This window comes from Kurthia zopfii, assembly GCF_003143955.1.
Classification (GTDB): domain Bacteria; phylum Bacillota; class Bacilli; order Bacillales_A; family Planococcaceae; genus Kurthia; species Kurthia zopfii.
The window spans coordinates 1-15,273 of sequence record NZ_QFVS01000030.1 but is presented as its reverse complement, the minus strand read 5'-3'; the positions used below and the strand labels follow the sequence as shown (position 1 = coordinate 15,273).

Below are 15,273 nucleotides of genomic sequence, written 5' to 3'. Positions count from 1 at the left end.
TTTTTTGTTTTTCACTATATAGACTAGCGAGGTTTATTAATATGGCTATAGAAGTCTGTTGAATGCACAACATTTAAAATTGAGGGGCATTTTTCTTTTTCTTCTAAAAATAACCATTCACTTTCGTATGCTTTTTCCACATTCATCGTAATAAATGGTAGTTTTCTTTGCGCTGCAATGGAGCGTTCATTCGTTTTGCGCGCGCCTAAAAATACGCGATCCAGCTTTAATTCATCGAATGCGATTTTGAGGATGGCTTCTTTCGCTTGCTCATTATAGCCTTTTCCCCAATAGTCCACGCCGAGCCAACTGCCTAAGTGACAGCTTTTCTTCTCATGATCTATAAACATTAAAGTCGTAATGCCGATGCATTGTTGTTCTTCATTCAAAATGATTCGTGAAATTGTGATACGGCTCGCTTCTTCCTCATTCATACGTTGGAAAAAATTCAATTTATCTTGAACGGTTTGATTTTCTAGTCCAAGTACACCTGATACAAGTGGATGGTTATGTAGATCTTGAACGCGTTGTGCGTACTTTTCATGTAACGGAACGAGTGTAATCATTAAATCTCTCCTTAATAGAAAATACCGAAACTGTAGAATTCACTACAATTCGGTATTTTCACAATTATTTTCCATCTTCAATAATATTTTCTAAGTCTACTACAATTTCGTCTTTTGGTACATCGGAAACACCGCTATAACTTTTCACGACCTTGCCTTCCTGACTTACAAGCATAAAACTTGAGCCATGAATTACTTGGTCATTACCTTCCGTTTTTTTCACGAGTGTTTTAAAAGAATCAACTGAAAATTTCTCAATTTCTTCTTGTGAAAATCCTGTTAGGAATTTCCACTTTGATTCATCCGGCACTTGATAGTTTTTTAAGTAACCTTTCAAAGCTTCTGGTGTATCGATGTCTGGATCCACACTAAAACCGACGATATTATAATCTTCAATACCTTTATCTTTTAGCTTTTTTTGGATTTCAGACATATTGGCAGTCATTGGTGGGCATACCGTTGTACAACTCGTGAAAATGAACATTACTAGCCACGGTTTCCCTTTCAAATCAGCTAATGACACTTTTTCTTTATTTTGATCGGTAAAAGTGAAATCACTCACTTTGTAATCTGTTTCTGCCTTAAAGCTTTTTGCCGAGCTGCAAGCAGACAGTAATAATGTAAATATGAGTAAGATTGGTACTAATCGGACTAATTTCTTCAATTGTCATTCACGCCCCTTATCTATCTCAATATTACAAAATTACTGAATATTATACAACAATTGTAAATGCATTTTACTGACGAATTTGTGAAGTCGATTTTATAAAATCCAATAGGACATCATGGATTGCCTGTAATCGCGCTTCTACTCTGTGTAATAAATAGAATGCCACAACTGCTGGAAATCCGATGCTTTGAATAAATGTCATCCATTCTTCCATTCGATTTCTCCCCTTTCAAAAAAGCAGAAGTCACGCACTTCTCGGCGACTTCTGCTTCTTAGACTAAATTAAATCTGTGATTGTTTGATTCGTGATTGTTGCGGAATCAATGCCTGAAATTGTGCCAGACTTTGGCGAGAACACATTGCTTTCCATGATTGTCGTCATAGCTGCACGTGCTTCCGCTTCTGTTAAATCGACTTTTGGTGCGTCGACTGTAACCGTGAAGATTCCCTTTGGATTCAATGTGAAGTTCATTTTCAATACTTTTGACATTGCCACTCACTCCTTTCTTATAATGTTTTTGTAACAGTTGTTTCTGCATTTAAAATGCTATTGCCAGAAACTGATGCAATTGCGTCTTTCACTTTTTCTAGTTGTGCTACTGTTGCCGATTGATCTACAGAAGAATAAACTCGTGTTTTCTTCAACTGCTTCTCACCGTCGAAACCAGCTAGAAATTGAATCTTTAATGAAGATGATTTGAAGTTTGCCATATTGATCACCGCCTTTCATAAACTAAATAGAGGGCGAAAGGTAAATAAAGACAAATAGGTGAATTTTTTTCAAAAAATCATTATAATAGGCAGTAGGAGGGGATGATATGTCGAATGGATTTATACTATTTATTGTTGCTTGGTGTGTATTCTTTATAGTAATCATGGCGATTGGCGGGTTTTTCATGTTTAGAAAGTTTTTAAAATCGATGCCAAAAGAGGACGGGAAATCGACATTAGATTGGCAAGACTATTACATACATACGGCACTTCATTTATGGGATGATCAAGGAAAGAATTTATTAAATGAACTCGTGAGTCCTGTTCCTGAACTGTTTAGAGATGTCGCCAAATCTAAAATTGCCGGGAAGATTTCGCAAATTGCATTAGATAAAAAAGTGGAAGTCATTAGTTTTGATGAAATTATTCAAGGTTATATAGAAGCAACACCTGAAAGAGATCATAAATTCCTACGTAAAAAGTTAAATGAAATGAATATTCAAGTTGACGATTATGAGCATTTTTTCAAAAAGCAATCCGCGTAGACATGCTGTAAATCCAAAAAGAAGGCAAGTAAGATTGTACGATTCACGCAATCTTACTTGCCTTCTTATAATTAACTTAGAATTTTTTCTTGCATAGGGCTTTTATTCGTGTGTAAATCTTTCAATTTCCACTTTTTCATCATTTTTTTTGTTGTTTTTTCAATCGTCTGCTTGTCGATGCCATTCGCAAATGCTTGGGCTAAAATAGGCTTCATTGCTTCTTCTAATTGTTCCATCGAGTTTTCGAAATTATGAGCAATGACGATTTCAGCTTTTGCTTTTTGTTTTAATTCGATGACCCCACGATCGGCTAATTCATGATAGCTTTTACTAACGGTATTGACGTTAATATTCAAATCATGCGCAATCGTTCGGACTGAAGGTAGTGCATCTCCTATTTTTAGCTCACCACGAGCAATACACATAATAATTTGGTTGGCAAGTTGACGATATAATTGAACGTCTGAGTTTTCATCTAATTGAATATGCATAATACACCTCAAATCTGGTTGGTTGTTAGAATAACAGTTCCACCAATATTTTACTAAAATTTTTCATTAATTGATAGTGACTACTACCCTTTTTCAAGTAGTAGTCACAAATTGATTACCAGCCTAATGCTTTTGCTGTTTCTTCATAATATTGTTCTGTACTACCTAAATAGTTCTCGTAGAATCGAGCTCTTTTCACATATAAATGGCAATCAAGTTCTTCTGTAAAACCGATACCACCATGAATTTGAACGCTATGAGCTGCTACTCGGTTAAAGGCGTCTGTACAGAAGATGCGAGCTGAGAACACGGCTTGTACGCGATCTTCAGCATGCGTTTCATAAGCCCAGTTTGCGTAATGCGCAAGTGATCGAGCCGTTTCTAAATCCATTTTCATTTCAACAATGCGGTGTTTGATCGCTTGGAAACGTCCAATTGGTTGACCGAATTGTTCACGAATATTCGCGTAATCCGTTACCGTTGTGACGATACGATCTAAGCTTCCGACAATCATCGAAGAAAGCGCTGCGTTGAACGACAGTAGACCTTCTTGAAGTGCAGACCATCCTTGATCTACTTCGCCAAGTAGTTGCGATTGATCAAATGCTACTTCATTCAATACGACAGCTGCTACTTTACGTGTACTATCTATATTCAATTGAGGTTGGATTGATGCATCTGAAGCAGGCATGATGACTAAACTTACTCCTGCCTCCTCGCGACCTTCAGTTGAGCGTGCTACGACGATGAAATAATCTGCAATTGCTGCATCTGGCACTAATATTTTCTTGCCATTTAATTTTCCACCTTGCGCAGTCACTTGCACACCTGCTGGGCGATAAGAACTTTCTGGCTCTAACCAAGCAATTGAAAATGTGATTTCGCCTGATGCGATTTTAGGTAGGAAATCTTGTTTTTGTTGATCCGTACCATATTTTTGGATAAGTGGTGAAGCAAATGACCATGTTTCTAACATTAGTCCAGGTAATAATACGGCACCAGCTTCCTCATATATAGGCACTAAATCTAGCGCACCAAGCCCCATTCCATCATACTGTTCAGGAATATTTAAACTTGGGCAGCCTAACTCTGTTAATGATGCCTGTGCTTCCGTTAAAGCGTTGACATCACCGACTAAATATTTTCGAGCGACTTGTGTACCTTCAAAGTCAGCTAGTGATTTTCTTACATAGTTTCGGAACATCTCTTGCTCTTCGCTTAGTGAAAAATCCATATTCTCTCCCCCTTATCGTCCCATATCTTTCGGCAAACCTAAAATGCGTTCTGCGATTGTATTTTTTTGAATCTCACTCGTGCCCCCACCGATTGTTTGGCCAAACGAGTATAAGTATTGATCTTGCCAATAAGAATCTTTCGCTACGGCATCTTCTTTCCAAAGTACGCCTTGATGTCCTTGGAGTGAGATTGAATTCGCAAATAATTCCTTCGTTAATTCACTTACTAATAATTTATCCATTGAACCCTCAGCACCTGGCTGACCGTTTTTCAATGCTTTCGTTAAGTTACGATAATAATTTAGTAATGAACCACGTGATTTCATGTATAGATCTACCATGTTTTTGCGCACCATTTGTTTTTCAATAACCGGCACACCATCTTCTTTTAATGTTTTCGCTAGTTCTACGAGTTCATTAAATTGTTTTTCAAGCGTGAATACTTGTGCGCCAATGCCTGTACGTTCATGCATCAATAATGCGATGATCACGCGCCAACCTTCATCCACTTCACCGACGATTTCAGCATCCGTCGCAATCGCATCATTTAAATACACTTCATTAAAGTCATGTTCCCCGTCCATTTGAATAATTGGAACAGTTTCCACGCCTTCTTGATGCATATCGAGTAAGAAACAAGTAATTCCCTTATGTTTCTTTTCAAATTTATTCGTACGTGTCACAAGGAAGCATTTATCCGCCATATGGCCAAAGCTCGTCCATACTTTTTGACCGTTAATAATCCACTTGTCGCCTTGTTTAACCGCTGCTGTTTGAATCGCAGCTACGTCTGATCCAGCATTTGGTTCTGAGTAGCCTTGACACCAAACTTCTTCACCAGTCAGAATTTTTTCGATATATTTTTCACGTTGTTCTTCCGTACCGATATGCATTAAAGTAGGTGCTACCATATGCAGCCCTACATAGTTCACAAGCGGTGGAGCGCCTACGCGAACCATCTCTTGGTGATAGACGATTTCTTGCATGAGCGATGCATTTTTGCCACCGTACTTTTCAGGCCAAGCAATCGCTGCCCAACCACCATCGTGTAATTTTCGTTGCCAGTCACGTAAGAATAACTCATATTCCTTCGAATCTTTTTCTAAATTAGAGCCACCATCTACCCAGCCTTCAGGTAAGTTCTCTTCTAACCAACTTCTTAATTCAAGACGAAATGCTTCTTCCTCTGGTGTGAATGAAAAATCCATCTGTTCTTCCCCCTTTTATACGAGTTTCCATTGTGGGATTGCTCGTTCTTCATTAATATCAACCCATACCATTTGTACTTTTTTACCGATTTTCACATCAGCTGGTTCACAATCTAAAATATTGCCGATGATTGTAATATTTTGTTCTTCTAATTTCACTACCGCAATTACAAGTGGACAATCCTCTGGCATGAAGCCTGGTAAGAAAGGTCGGTATGAAATTACGTAAGAGTATACTTCGCCAAAAATTTGATCACCTTGTTCTTCCCAAACAACATTTGAGCTACCACAATGGCTACAAGATGGGCCAGGGGGATGTGCAAATTGTCCGCAATCTGTACATTTTTGAAGTGTTAATTTATGTTGATCAGCGGCATCCCAATATGGCGCATTATCAATTGTTTTTAATGGAATTGGTTTTGCATAATCTACTTTTGTTTGTTCAGACATTTGTATTCCTCCTTATTTGTGTAAAAGCATAGCTCCTGCAATGTCAGGACCAGCCCAACCTGTACAAATTCCTAAATCATGATTTTTTGCTTGGCGTTCCGTACCTTCATATTCTCCTCGAACTTGTCTTACGATTTCTAAGACATTGTTCATACCATGTGTATAACCTTCCGATAACATACCGCCCGCCAGATTCGTCGGAAGTGCGCCGTCAATTTTCAAATTCCCAGCCGCAACGAATTCACCAATTTGACCTTTTGGAGCGAGTCCGTATGCTTCTAATTGACGAAGGACTACCCAGCTATAACAGTCATAAATACTCGCCACTTGAATTTCAGATGGGTTTACGCCTGTTTTCTTATATAAATCTTGCGCAACATAATCAGCTGCTACTTCATCAACATTTTGCCAATAGTGTGCGTGTGACACACATTGTCTAGCTGAAATACCTAAAATATATGCGGGCTTCGATTTCAAAGTTTCTGCCTTTTTCGCGGAAGTAACGATGATCGCATTCGCTTCATCTGATTCTAAGCAGAAATCATGTTTATTAAATGGATCACTCAAATCTGGCGTTGCTAAATATTCTTCCATTGTAAGTGGTTTACCATTGAAGAATGCTTTCGGATTTTTTTGTGCGTATTCATATGCTGAAATACATACATGACCTAAATGTTCTTTCGTAATGCCGTTTAAATGCATATGACGTTGTGCGAATAAGCCGAACCATTGAGAAGGGCTTCCCGCACCGTAAGGGATAATGAATGAACCACCTTCGAAAGCATTTTGAAGTAAGTCTGTACTCCATCCGCCACCGCCCATACGAATGCCAGAACGACCGTTCATCGCTCTATAGATCAGCACTGTTTCAACTTGGCCTGTTTCGATTAAACTAATTGCATCCGCAATTAACATTTCTGTGCTTGAACCACCACCAGAGATGTCTTTCACATATTTTGGACGAACGCCTAAATACGTCGCTACTTGATGTGAAGTACATGAATCACCTTCTGAGTAACTCATGAAACCATCGATTTCTTTTGCGTCAATTCCCGCATCCGCAATCGCTGCTCTTGCCGCATCCAATGCTAAATGTAATGGAGTTGTCCCTGAATTTTTTGAGCGTTCGCTCTCACCTACACCTACAATTGCATATTTACTCGCAATATTTGCCATTATGCTTCCTCCCCTTTAAATACAAGAACTGCTTGACCATTTCCAACAATTTGATTTTCACCTTTTGAAGCATAGACATTAATTGTCGCTTCTATCGCTGATACCGATTCAACAACTGCTGAACAAGTGATTTGCTCATTCGGGAAAGTCATTGCACCAAAACGCATATTGAAGTTTTTCACTGTCGCATTTCCGCCCGCAATTTGATTCACGTAGCGACCTAGCTGCCCCATAATTAACATCCCATGCGCGATCGTGCTTGGTAATCCTACGCTTTTCGCGACATTCTCATCCGTATGAATCGGATTTAAATCACCCGATGCTTGTGCGTACTGTTTGAGTTGTTCCACTGTTATATGTTCATTCGTAAAAGTTTCTAACGATTGTCCTTCGACTAATTGATCGAGTACTAGCATGCCTTTCCCTCCTTAAACCGCTTGTTTTTTAGGTCGATACACAATATTTGTTCGACTAATGACGACTAATTCACCAGATGAATCTCTCATCTCAGTATCAAGTAAGATAAATTCCATCTTTCCATTTTTCCCAGCTTTTTCATAAACGTCTGAAATAACTAATTGGCAAGTTAATTCATCATTTGGTCGAATGACTTTTTCATACATAAATGATTGCTCACCATGTAGCATTCTTCTTTGATCCAGTCCTAAATCAATCGAGCCACCTGTTGCACCAATTGCAATCGGGTAAGTTGGTGGTGCAATAATTCCCCCGTGAATCGAGTTTTTCGCAAATTCTTCATCAAAATAAAGTGGATTGTCATCACCAATTGCTTTCGCAAAATTTTGTAAATGCTCAAGTTCTACTTTGTAATGGAAAACTTCACTTTTTAAGCCGATTAAATGTTTATTGGACATCGCTTAAATCACCTACTTTTGCTTTCTCTGCAACTGATTTAAGTGCGATCATCGCATCTGCTGCTTTCGCGCCTTTTTCATAGACGATGACTGGATTAATATCTAATTCTTGAATATGATCTTTTTGATCCATCATTAATTCAGATACGCGCAGTAAAATGTCGACAATCGCTTCCGTATCCACTTTCATGCGCCCTCTCGCACCATCGAGTACGGCTTTCGCTTTCAGTTCTTCAAGCATTTCAAGTGCATCTCGTCGGCTAAGTGGAGCTACTGAGAATGCGACATCTTTGAATACTTCAACGAAAATACCACCTAATCCAACCATGACAACTGGACCGAATACTTCGTCATTCTGCGCGCCAATAATGATTTCGACGCCTTCTTCCAGCATCTCTTGAACGGAAACGCCGTTAATGACAGCTGTCGGATTATATTGTTTCGCATTATGCATAATTTCATTGAATGCATTAATCACTTCTTCTTCAGATTGAAGATTTAATCGAATCGCATCTGCTTCCGTCTTATGTGGAATATCTGCTGAATCGACTTTCATAACGACAGGATAACCCACTTGTTCCGCAATTGATTTAGCAGCTTCGACATCCATCGCAATAATTCGATTCGTTGTAGGAATGCCGTAAGCTTGTAGGATTGCACCTGATTGTGCTTCACTTAGCAACTCTTGATCAGCGAAAATCTCCGTAATATCTTGTGTTAGGAAGGCTTCTGTTTGAATTTCTTCTTCAAACTGCTTGTCGTAAGCAAGCGAGTAATTTACTAGCTTCGATAAAGCGCGAATTGGATTCAATGTGCCTGTTAATACTGGAATGCCATTCTCCACAAGCGCTGGTGTTGCAGGTGGATACTTCATTCCTTCTAATTCAAATGTCGTTAAGCAGACAAATTTATCTGATTCATTTACAAGTTTGATCATTTCTTGCACTTCTGGTGTTTCCGCAGTCCATGAGAATGGGAATTCCGTGTAAATAATGTTATGCACTTCAGGATCAGCTAATAGTGCTTTTAATGGTGCAATGAATAATTCTGGATTTGTTACAGAAGCAGCCGCTGTTAAGTCAATTGGATTGGTCGCACTCGCAAAACTCGGAATGGATTCCATAATTTTCGATTTCGTATCATCCGATAATTGAATAACATTTAAGCCATGCGCTTCACAACGATCCGCTTCATTAATGCCTCGGCCACCTGAACTCGTGACGATGACTGTGTTTTTCCCTTTTGGAAGGCGGTCTGGATTGAATAATTTTGAGAATGAAATGATGTCATCATAATCATCCGCACGAACGATGGAAGTTTGACGGAAGAAAGCATCGTAAATATTATCCGCACCTGCTAATGAACCTGTATGTGAAGATGCTGCACGACTACCCGCTGTACTTCGACCTGTCTTCATTAAAATGATTGGCTTTTTGCGTTTTAATGCTTCCCTTGATAACTCAAGTAACTTTTTCGGGTTTTTAGCACCTTCCATATAGCCAGAGATAATTTGCGTATCGTCATCGTGAATCATATATTCGACAAAATCCGAAAACTCCGATTCCATTTCATTCCCTGTACTAACAAAATAGTTGAAAAGCACACCGTTTTGCGCCGCTGCCATGTATGTAAGCACGCCGAACGCACCGCTTTGCGATACATATCCTACGCCTTTTTTACCGTCTGAAGGAACCGATAAAATGGCTGGTGAGAAAGTACCGATTAATCCATTTGATGTATTCACTAATCCTACGCAGTTTGGCCCGACAATACGAATACCATATTGTTTTGCTAAATTTGCGAGATGTTTCTGTTGTCGATCGCCTTCTTCTCCAGTTTCAGAGAATCCAGCAGCGAAGATAATAATTGCCTTTACGCCGCCTTTTGCACAATCGATAATGCCCGATTCGATTTGTTCTGCTCCTGTACACATGATCGCTAAGTCGACATCGCCTTCAATTGCTTCCACTGTTGGATAGCACTTCAAACCTGCGATTTCTTCTGCACTACGATGAATTGGATAAATCTCACCTGTGAACTTACCGTCTAATAAAGCTTGAACTTGCAAATAACCGATTTTGTACTTACTTTCAGAAGCACCTAAAACTGCGATTCCCCTTGGCTTGAATAATGGTTCTAACGCTTTAAAGTTACTATTTTCTAGCATGTTCGATCACCTCAGTATGTGTATTAACAGAATTTTCTGTTACACCTAGTATATGTCACCTCTTTTTTTGTGCGATTGCAGTGAACGCATTAAATTAATAAAGTAATAAAGGAATACGCTGATGACCACATATGCCCTAAACGGTTGGTACTAAAGGGTTTGTAAAAATTTACAAACTTTTTTATGCGCACCCCAACCGCGACATTGGTTAGAGCAAATCACGACAAAGGTTATTTGTAAGCGCATTCACAAACTTTTTATACGACTCGCTTGCACGTAAAATGACTTTTGCCATAGAAAAAAGCTAGATCGATTGCTCGACCTAGCTTTAATGAATTTACTTTTGAATCCAATCCGACACTTTTTTCGTGATTGGTCGCTTCCCTCTCTCCATCTCGCTCAGTTCAGACACATGAATCTCCAAATCTTCCGCAAGTTCCAGTAAAGAAAATTTCTTCTCAATCCTTGCTTCTTTTAAGGTTTGCGTAGTTTGCTCCCGCTTAGATGACTTCCGTTCGATTGAAGCATATTGCGTACTAATCGCTTCTGGCGGTTCAATAATAATCCCCGATTCCAGCCAAATTCTAGCCCAACCTTTGAACTCTGTAATGCCTTCATCCCATTTTTCATATTGCCAAGACTGGATAATACCATCCTCTTGTAATTGGTCTAAAGCACGTTCTAATCTCTCCCGTGTTCTTGAAGGCAATCGCTCATTTAGCGCTATGCCGATCGAATCTAACATCGTGCTAATCGTATTCGGAATTAAATAATTCCCCTTACGAGCTTGAATACGCCATCTCCAACTTAAGTAACGGCATAATCGCTTTTCGTAAAGCTGTTGCGTCGGATGATAATGAAGTGCTTTTTTATGTTGTAGCGCCACTTGTCGACCAGCTCCTGATAAATAGGAAGCGAATGCGGTATCAATTGTAAAATAGATGTTTTTAGGCATCGTTTCCAAATCGAAAATCATGTCTTGTCCATCTTCATCTATGAATAAAAAAGTACGTCCTTCAAGCTTTATATTTTTCGGCTTTCCTTTTTCAAAGCTTTGTAATTTTGTCAGATTCATCTTAATACTTTGAATATTCGCTAGAGATTGAATCACTTGTGCCTTTTGTTTCGCATCATAACCACCTCTACGCCCATCACCACTGCGTTTCGGCTTCAATCCTCGATAATGAAGTAAATCGACAAGCGAGATGGAAATCACTTCTGCTTCGACTCGTTTTTTGGATAGAAATAAATTGCAAAGTGCATCAAATACATCAACATCGATGTCCGTAATGCGCTTCACTTGCTGCCAAGCTCTGTCAACTTGATGCTCATCATTAATGGGAATGAACTCAATCTGCCCTTCCGTATTGCCTTTTAAAATATTGGCAGTTGGAAAGCTTGAAAATGGACTTGATTGAAATGCCTTTTTGTAAATCGCTTCACGTACGATTTGATACGGTAAATTATTCATGACAAATAGATGATCCTGAACCGTGAATTGTAAGGAGAAATCGCCCAATTTCGTCCGACTTTCGACCAAATTGCCGAGAATTGATTGGAGTTTTGAAGATTTCGATAATTCAGATATTATTTCATCCAACCATCTGTCTAAATAGCGATTCGTCGCCTCAATCATAAATTTCATAAACTCGGCTTTTAATGCTAATTGCGAAGACATATAATCGAAAAACAAGTAGTTTAATTCCGCAACTTCCATTTGGCGAATTTCTTCAATGGACATTTTATTTAATAAAGATTCGATTACCCAATTGCGTACTTCGTTTTTGAAAGCTACATAAAATTGGATCCACTCTTCATCTGATAAAAAAGATGTCGCCCGAATAAGCGATTGGATTTCATTCAATGTATCATCTAAAACAGTCGGATTTTTCAACTTCTTTTCGACATTTGGGTTTTGTTCAATATAATAGGCTACTAATGCTTTAGAAATCTTCACGACAGTTTCTTGCCTTGCTTGCATGCGAATCGAATAAAATAAAGCCTCGTTCTGTTCATATGTTTTAGACCAGATGACAAATGACTTCGCACTAAATTTTCCATTCACTTCCGGTAATTCAATGATTTTTGATTGGTTGAACTTTCTTTGAAGTAATACCGATTGATTTTTCGCATAGTGATGGTCATAAATACATAGAATATAGAAGTCTTCAATTTTTGCTGCTACCTCTTCGACTAAAGTGAATGTATTTTGCAACTCGGTCACTCCTACTCTGTAAATGATTGTTCATTCATTATCTCTATAGTACACAAAACAGAAGAAAACTTCCATAAGTAGCTAAAAATATATCATATTAACAATTTTCCATAAAAAAAGAAACCGATTTTCGTCGATTTCCTAAACTGCATTAAGCATTTTATAGTTGTTTTTGTAATTTTTTAAATTGCCATAGCATCGCTAAACGCCACGGTAAAATCATTGAGAATGCTAGTAACCAGAACAGTCCGCCCAGTTCTCCTAAATGGAATTCTCCTCCAAGATACACTTTTGCGATTGTTCTAAATGCAAGTAATCCAAAAAGTACGAAGAAAAATGCTTTAGAAGGCTTCAAAAATATATCATTTCCAACAATGTGGAATTTAGACGTTTTAATAAGTAGTAAAGAACATAATACACCGACTAAAATCGCTACAACTGTATGATCAAATGTCACTCTAAAATATGGCGATATGTACATTAATGCACCGGTAGCCATTCCAATAGGTGGAATAATAATCTTTTTGGCATTTGCGGGTTTTTCGGATGATTTCATACGAATGAACATCATCATAATCCCCATTACTACGACTAATATTGTCGAACCGATTAATAGATATTGAGATGGAATTGAATCAATCAATGCCAACTGTAAAGGTAATGAACTAAAAGACATAAAACCTACTCCATTCAAATAAATTGACGCACAGTTCGTACAAACTGCTGTGGTTCAAAAGGTTTTACTAAAAAATCCTTCGCCCCATTTTCTAGTGCTTGAATAATTATTTTTTGCTGCTCAAGTGCTGACAGCATAATAATAACTGCATCAGGGAACTCGGAAATAATGTCAGCGGTCGCATCAATACCTGATTTCAAAGGCATTGTAATATCCATTAATACTACATCTGGCTGTAAATCACGATATAATTCAACTGCTTGGATCCCATTTTCCGCTTCACCAACAACTTTCATATCGTTGTCATTTGCGATATCACGTATTCTTTGACGCATTAATAATGTATCATCAACGATTAACAAAGTTGTCAAATTATTTCCCCCTTATTTACATGAATAATATACTCTTTATTACGCACAATTACCATTAAAAACCGATGAAATCTCCGAAGATTGGTGATAATAAACGGTTGAAAATTGTCATGCCATCAAAGAAAATGACGATCCCCATAATAATCATGACATAGCCACCGAATTTCACTAATTTTTGGCTATTATTACGAATCCAATTCATTCTTGAAACGAAGAATGATAAAACGAAGAATGGAATTGCGAAACCTATTACATAAGCAACCATATACCAAATTGAAGATTCAGGATTTGAAAGTCCTAATGCAAAAATCCCTGCTAAAATCGGCCCTGTACACGGCGTCCATCCTGCAGCAAAAATTAGACCGATTAGTGCAGAACCTAAGTAACCTGCTGGTCTGTTTTTCAACTCAAATTTACGCTCTTTCATTAAGAAGTTTGGGGTGAAGATACCCGTAACGACTAATCCGAAAACAACGATCAAAATACCACCGAATTTCATGACAATATCATCATATTTCACAAAAAATGTATGCACAAAAGTCGTACTATAACCAAGCGCGATGAAAATGAGCGAGAACCCTATTAAGAAAAATAAAGTATGTAAAATGGCTTTTTTCTGCCTCATTGCTTTCCCATCTTTTACTTCACTAAAGGAAACACCTGTTATGTATGACAGAAAAGCTGGATACAGCGGTAAAGTACATGGTGAAATGAAACTTAGAAACCCTGCGCCAAAAGCGAGTAAAATACTTAAATCTGTATTCATTTAATTTCTACCTCTCCCTATTTATAGTAATAATTATATCCTAACAGAAAAAATTCAAACATAACATGAATTTTCCATGACAAAACAGCTCATAACCAATCATAAAGGGTTATAAGCTGTTTGACTAGGAAATCGCCTTATGACCATATCTCGACTGAAGTCTTTCGATATGTTGTTGTTTCATCTCCCAATCAACTGGTTCAATTTGCACAAGTTCATCTCGAATGATTTCGAGCGAGATTTGTTTAGGCAAAATCCCCAATAAATCATATAGGAATTCGAGCTGCGTTATTTTACAAACATAAACATCCGGGGTTGGCATCGATTCAACTTTTAATGATGCCTCTCGCCCAAATACAACGATATTAAACACTTCATAAGGACCAATTATATTTTTCAAGGCACGAATATGCGTATCATTTTGTTTAATTGGATTATAAAATCTTTGGTTGTAAGTTGCAGAAAATGACTTAGTCCAAAAATGATCATGAGAAACACCTTCAATTACACCGGCGTAGTTTTTAGATTCAAAAACAAAAATCCCTTTTTCATGAACCATCAGCAAATCGATTTCAGTATTCTTTTCTGCATCAATCGGCAAATAAAAATTATTGTATAATAAAAATTTACCCGGCAGTTTTTTTAAGAATTGTGCAATCTCTTCTTCACCAACTCGTCCTTTTTCTTCATTTGTAAGATGATCAATCATTTCCTCTTCCATCAAAATTGATTTGATCGGTTGTTGTTTATGATACAACCAGGCAAGGAGGCAGGCGATAATTCCAACCGTAATCCAAAACATAAGTATTTTCCTCCTATACTCTAATAATAAACCGAACATACGTCCATAATCAATCTTCTAGTATAGCTTTTCCCCATAAAAAAAGAGTAACGAAAATCGCTACTCAAAATGTTTATTAATTTTTGATTGAATTTTGGAATTTGGGTTACTCACAATGTCATACCATCTTTCAGAATCTCGATCCGCATACGTAATAATGTCGATTAGAACGAGTTGCAATTCATTTAACATCTGTTCGGTAGAATTCCCCCATCTTCTATAAGTGGGGGATGAATACCGTTCAGTTTGAGGGTTACCGTTGGTAACTCGAAAACTGATATAAAGGTCTTATCGCCTTTTTCTTTTAGCT

20 protein-coding genes are annotated in these 15,273 nt (G+C 37.9%); 1 reads left to right on the top strand and 19 read right to left on the bottom strand.

Annotation, left to right across the window (positions count from 1 at the left end):
* Positions 1-23 precede the first annotated feature (23 nt).
* From DF281_RS10695 to DF281_RS10675, 5 genes are all read right to left on the bottom strand, one after another.
* Positions 24-566 carry a GNAT family N-acetyltransferase gene (locus tag DF281_RS10695; RefSeq protein ID WP_109350253.1) on the bottom strand — a complete coding sequence of 181 codons (543 nt, stop codon included), beginning with the start codon at positions 564-566 and terminating at the stop codon, positions 24-26.
* A 64-nt stretch (positions 567-630) separates the two neighbouring features.
* A complete protein-coding gene (locus tag DF281_RS10690) occupies positions 631-1,230 on the bottom strand; it encodes an SCO family protein (RefSeq protein WP_109350252.1) in 600 nt (199 codons plus the stop codon).
* 73 nt (positions 1,231-1,303) lie between these two features.
* Positions 1,304-1,450: a YvrJ family protein gene (locus DF281_RS10685; protein WP_109350251.1), complete on the bottom strand. Its 147-nt coding sequence runs from the start codon at positions 1,448-1,450 to the stop codon at positions 1,304-1,306.
* A 63-nt stretch (positions 1,451-1,513) separates the two neighbouring features.
* A complete protein-coding gene (locus DF281_RS10680; RefSeq protein WP_109350250.1) occupies positions 1,514-1,726 on the bottom strand; it encodes a DUF2922 domain-containing protein in 213 nt (70 codons plus the stop codon).
* Between the two features lie 17 nt (positions 1,727-1,743).
* Positions 1,744-1,947: a DUF1659 domain-containing protein gene (locus tag DF281_RS10675; protein WP_109350249.1), complete on the bottom strand. Its 204-nt coding sequence runs from the start codon at positions 1,945-1,947 to the stop codon at positions 1,744-1,746.
* A gap of 107 nt (positions 1,948-2,054) precedes the next feature.
* Between DF281_RS10675 and DF281_RS10670 the strand changes: the two genes are divergently transcribed.
* Entirely contained in the window at positions 2,055-2,492 is a 438-nt protein-coding gene (locus DF281_RS10670; protein ID WP_109350248.1) for a DUF2621 family protein, read from the top strand.
* Positions 2,493-2,563: 71 nt separating this feature from the next.
* On the opposite strand, the gene DF281_RS10665 is transcribed toward DF281_RS10670, so the two are convergent.
* From DF281_RS10665 to DF281_RS14960, 14 genes are all read right to left on the bottom strand, one after another.
* Positions 2,564-2,983 carry a GntR family transcriptional regulator gene (locus DF281_RS10665; RefSeq protein ID WP_109350247.1) on the bottom strand — a complete coding sequence of 140 codons (420 nt, stop codon included), beginning with the start codon at positions 2,981-2,983 and terminating at the stop codon, positions 2,564-2,566.
* Between the two features lie 115 nt (positions 2,984-3,098).
* Positions 3,099-4,217 (bottom strand): acyl-CoA dehydrogenase family protein, encoded by a 1,119-nt coding sequence (locus DF281_RS10660; protein WP_109350246.1) that lies wholly within the window; start codon positions 4,215-4,217, stop codon positions 3,099-3,101.
* A 12-nt stretch (positions 4,218-4,229) separates the two neighbouring features.
* A complete protein-coding gene (locus DF281_RS10655) occupies positions 4,230-5,426 on the bottom strand; it encodes an acyl-CoA dehydrogenase family protein (RefSeq protein WP_109350245.1) in 1,197 nt (398 codons plus the stop codon).
* 15 nt (positions 5,427-5,441) lie between these two features.
* A complete protein-coding gene (locus DF281_RS10650) occupies positions 5,442-5,876 on the bottom strand; it encodes a Zn-ribbon domain-containing OB-fold protein (RefSeq protein ID WP_109350244.1) in 435 nt (144 codons plus the stop codon).
* A 12-nt stretch (positions 5,877-5,888) separates the two neighbouring features.
* Positions 5,889-7,052, bottom strand: coding sequence for a thiolase C-terminal domain-containing protein (locus DF281_RS10645; RefSeq protein WP_109350243.1), 1,164 nt, complete (start codon positions 7,050-7,052; stop codon positions 5,889-5,891).
* On the bottom strand, positions 7,052-7,468 hold the full coding sequence (locus DF281_RS10640) for a MaoC/PaaZ C-terminal domain-containing protein (RefSeq protein WP_109350242.1): 417 nt from the start codon (positions 7,466-7,468) through the stop codon (positions 7,052-7,054). Before DF281_RS10640 ends, DF281_RS10645 begins: the two co-directional genes overlap by 1 nt.
* 12 nt (positions 7,469-7,480) lie before the next feature.
* A complete protein-coding gene (locus DF281_RS10635) occupies positions 7,481-7,927 on the bottom strand; it encodes a MaoC family dehydratase N-terminal domain-containing protein (protein ID WP_109350241.1) in 447 nt (148 codons plus the stop codon).
* Positions 7,917-10,094 (bottom strand): acetate--CoA ligase family protein, encoded by a 2,178-nt coding sequence (locus DF281_RS10630; protein ID WP_109350240.1) that lies wholly within the window; start codon positions 10,092-10,094, stop codon positions 7,917-7,919. Before DF281_RS10630 ends, DF281_RS10635 begins: the two co-directional genes overlap by 11 nt.
* A gap of 337 nt (positions 10,095-10,431) precedes the next feature.
* Positions 10,432-12,309, bottom strand: coding sequence for a helix-turn-helix domain-containing protein (locus DF281_RS10625; RefSeq protein ID WP_109350239.1), 1,878 nt, complete (start codon positions 12,307-12,309; stop codon positions 10,432-10,434).
* 160 nt (positions 12,310-12,469) lie between these two features.
* Entirely contained in the window at positions 12,470-12,985 is a 516-nt protein-coding gene (locus DF281_RS10620) for a CcdC family protein (protein ID WP_232025836.1), read from the bottom strand.
* Positions 12,986-12,999: 14 nt separating this feature from the next.
* On the bottom strand, positions 13,000-13,356 hold the full coding sequence (locus DF281_RS10615) for a response regulator (RefSeq protein ID WP_109350238.1): 357 nt from the start codon (positions 13,354-13,356) through the stop codon (positions 13,000-13,002).
* 55 nt (positions 13,357-13,411) lie between these two features.
* Positions 13,412-14,122, bottom strand: a complete 711-nt coding sequence (locus DF281_RS10610; protein WP_109350237.1) for a cytochrome c biogenesis CcdA family protein — start codon at positions 14,120-14,122, stop codon at positions 13,412-13,414.
* 124 nt (positions 14,123-14,246) lie between these two features.
* A complete protein-coding gene (locus DF281_RS10605; RefSeq protein ID WP_166636122.1) occupies positions 14,247-14,924 on the bottom strand; it encodes a nuclease-related domain-containing protein in 678 nt (225 codons plus the stop codon).
* A gap of 99 nt (positions 14,925-15,023) precedes the next feature.
* Positions 15,024-15,155, bottom strand: coding sequence for a hypothetical protein (locus tag DF281_RS14960; protein WP_256595755.1), 132 nt, complete (start codon positions 15,153-15,155; stop codon positions 15,024-15,026).
* Between the last annotated feature and the right edge of the window lie 118 nt (positions 15,156-15,273).

Coding starts and splice junctions, on each gene's coding strand:
- DF281_RS10695 (WP_109350253.1), bottom strand. CDS start 566: ATGATTACACTCGTTCCGTTACATGAAAAGTACGCACAACGCGTTCAA.
- DF281_RS10685 (WP_109350251.1), bottom strand. CDS start 1,450: ATGGAAGAATGGATGACATTTATTCAAAGCATCGGATTTCCAGCAGTT.
- DF281_RS10680 (WP_109350250.1), bottom strand. CDS start 1,726: ATGTCAAAAGTATTGAAAATGAACTTCACATTGAATCCAAAGGGAATC.
- DF281_RS10675 (WP_109350249.1), bottom strand. CDS start 1,947: ATGGCAAACTTCAAATCATCTTCATTAAAGATTCAATTTCTAGCTGGT.
- DF281_RS10670 (WP_109350248.1), top strand. CDS start 2,055: ATGTCGAATGGATTTATACTATTTATTGTTGCTTGGTGTGTATTCTTT.
- DF281_RS10665 (WP_109350247.1), bottom strand. CDS start 2,983: ATGCATATTCAATTAGATGAAAACTCAGACGTTCAATTATATCGTCAA.
- DF281_RS10660 (WP_109350246.1), bottom strand. CDS start 4,217: ATGGATTTTTCACTAAGCGAAGAGCAAGAGATGTTCCGAAACTATGTA.
- DF281_RS10655 (WP_109350245.1), bottom strand. CDS start 5,426: ATGGATTTTTCATTCACACCAGAGGAAGAAGCATTTCGTCTTGAATTA.
- DF281_RS10650 (WP_109350244.1), bottom strand. CDS start 5,876: ATGTCTGAACAAACAAAAGTAGATTATGCAAAACCAATTCCATTAAAA.
- DF281_RS10645 (WP_109350243.1), bottom strand. CDS start 7,052: ATGGCAAATATTGCGAGTAAATATGCAATTGTAGGTGTAGGTGAGAGC.
- DF281_RS10640 (WP_109350242.1), bottom strand. CDS start 7,468: ATGCTAGTACTCGATCAATTAGTCGAAGGACAATCGTTAGAAACTTTT.
- DF281_RS10635 (WP_109350241.1), bottom strand. CDS start 7,927: ATGTCCAATAAACATTTAATCGGCTTAAAAAGTGAAGTTTTCCATTAC.
- DF281_RS10630 (WP_109350240.1), bottom strand. CDS start 10,094: ATGCTAGAAAATAGTAACTTTAAAGCGTTAGAACCATTATTCAAGCCA.
- DF281_RS10620 (WP_232025836.1), bottom strand. CDS start 12,985: ATGTCTTTTAGTTCATTACCTTTACAGTTGGCATTGATTGATTCAATT.
- DF281_RS10610 (WP_109350237.1), bottom strand. CDS start 14,122: ATGAATACAGATTTAAGTATTTTACTCGCTTTTGGCGCAGGGTTTCTA.
- DF281_RS10605 (WP_166636122.1), bottom strand. CDS start 14,924: ATGTTTTGGATTACGGTTGGAATTATCGCCTGCCTCCTTGCCTGGTTG.
- DF281_RS14960 (WP_256595755.1), bottom strand. CDS start 15,155: ATGTTAAATGAATTGCAACTCGTTCTAATCGACATTATTACGTATGCG.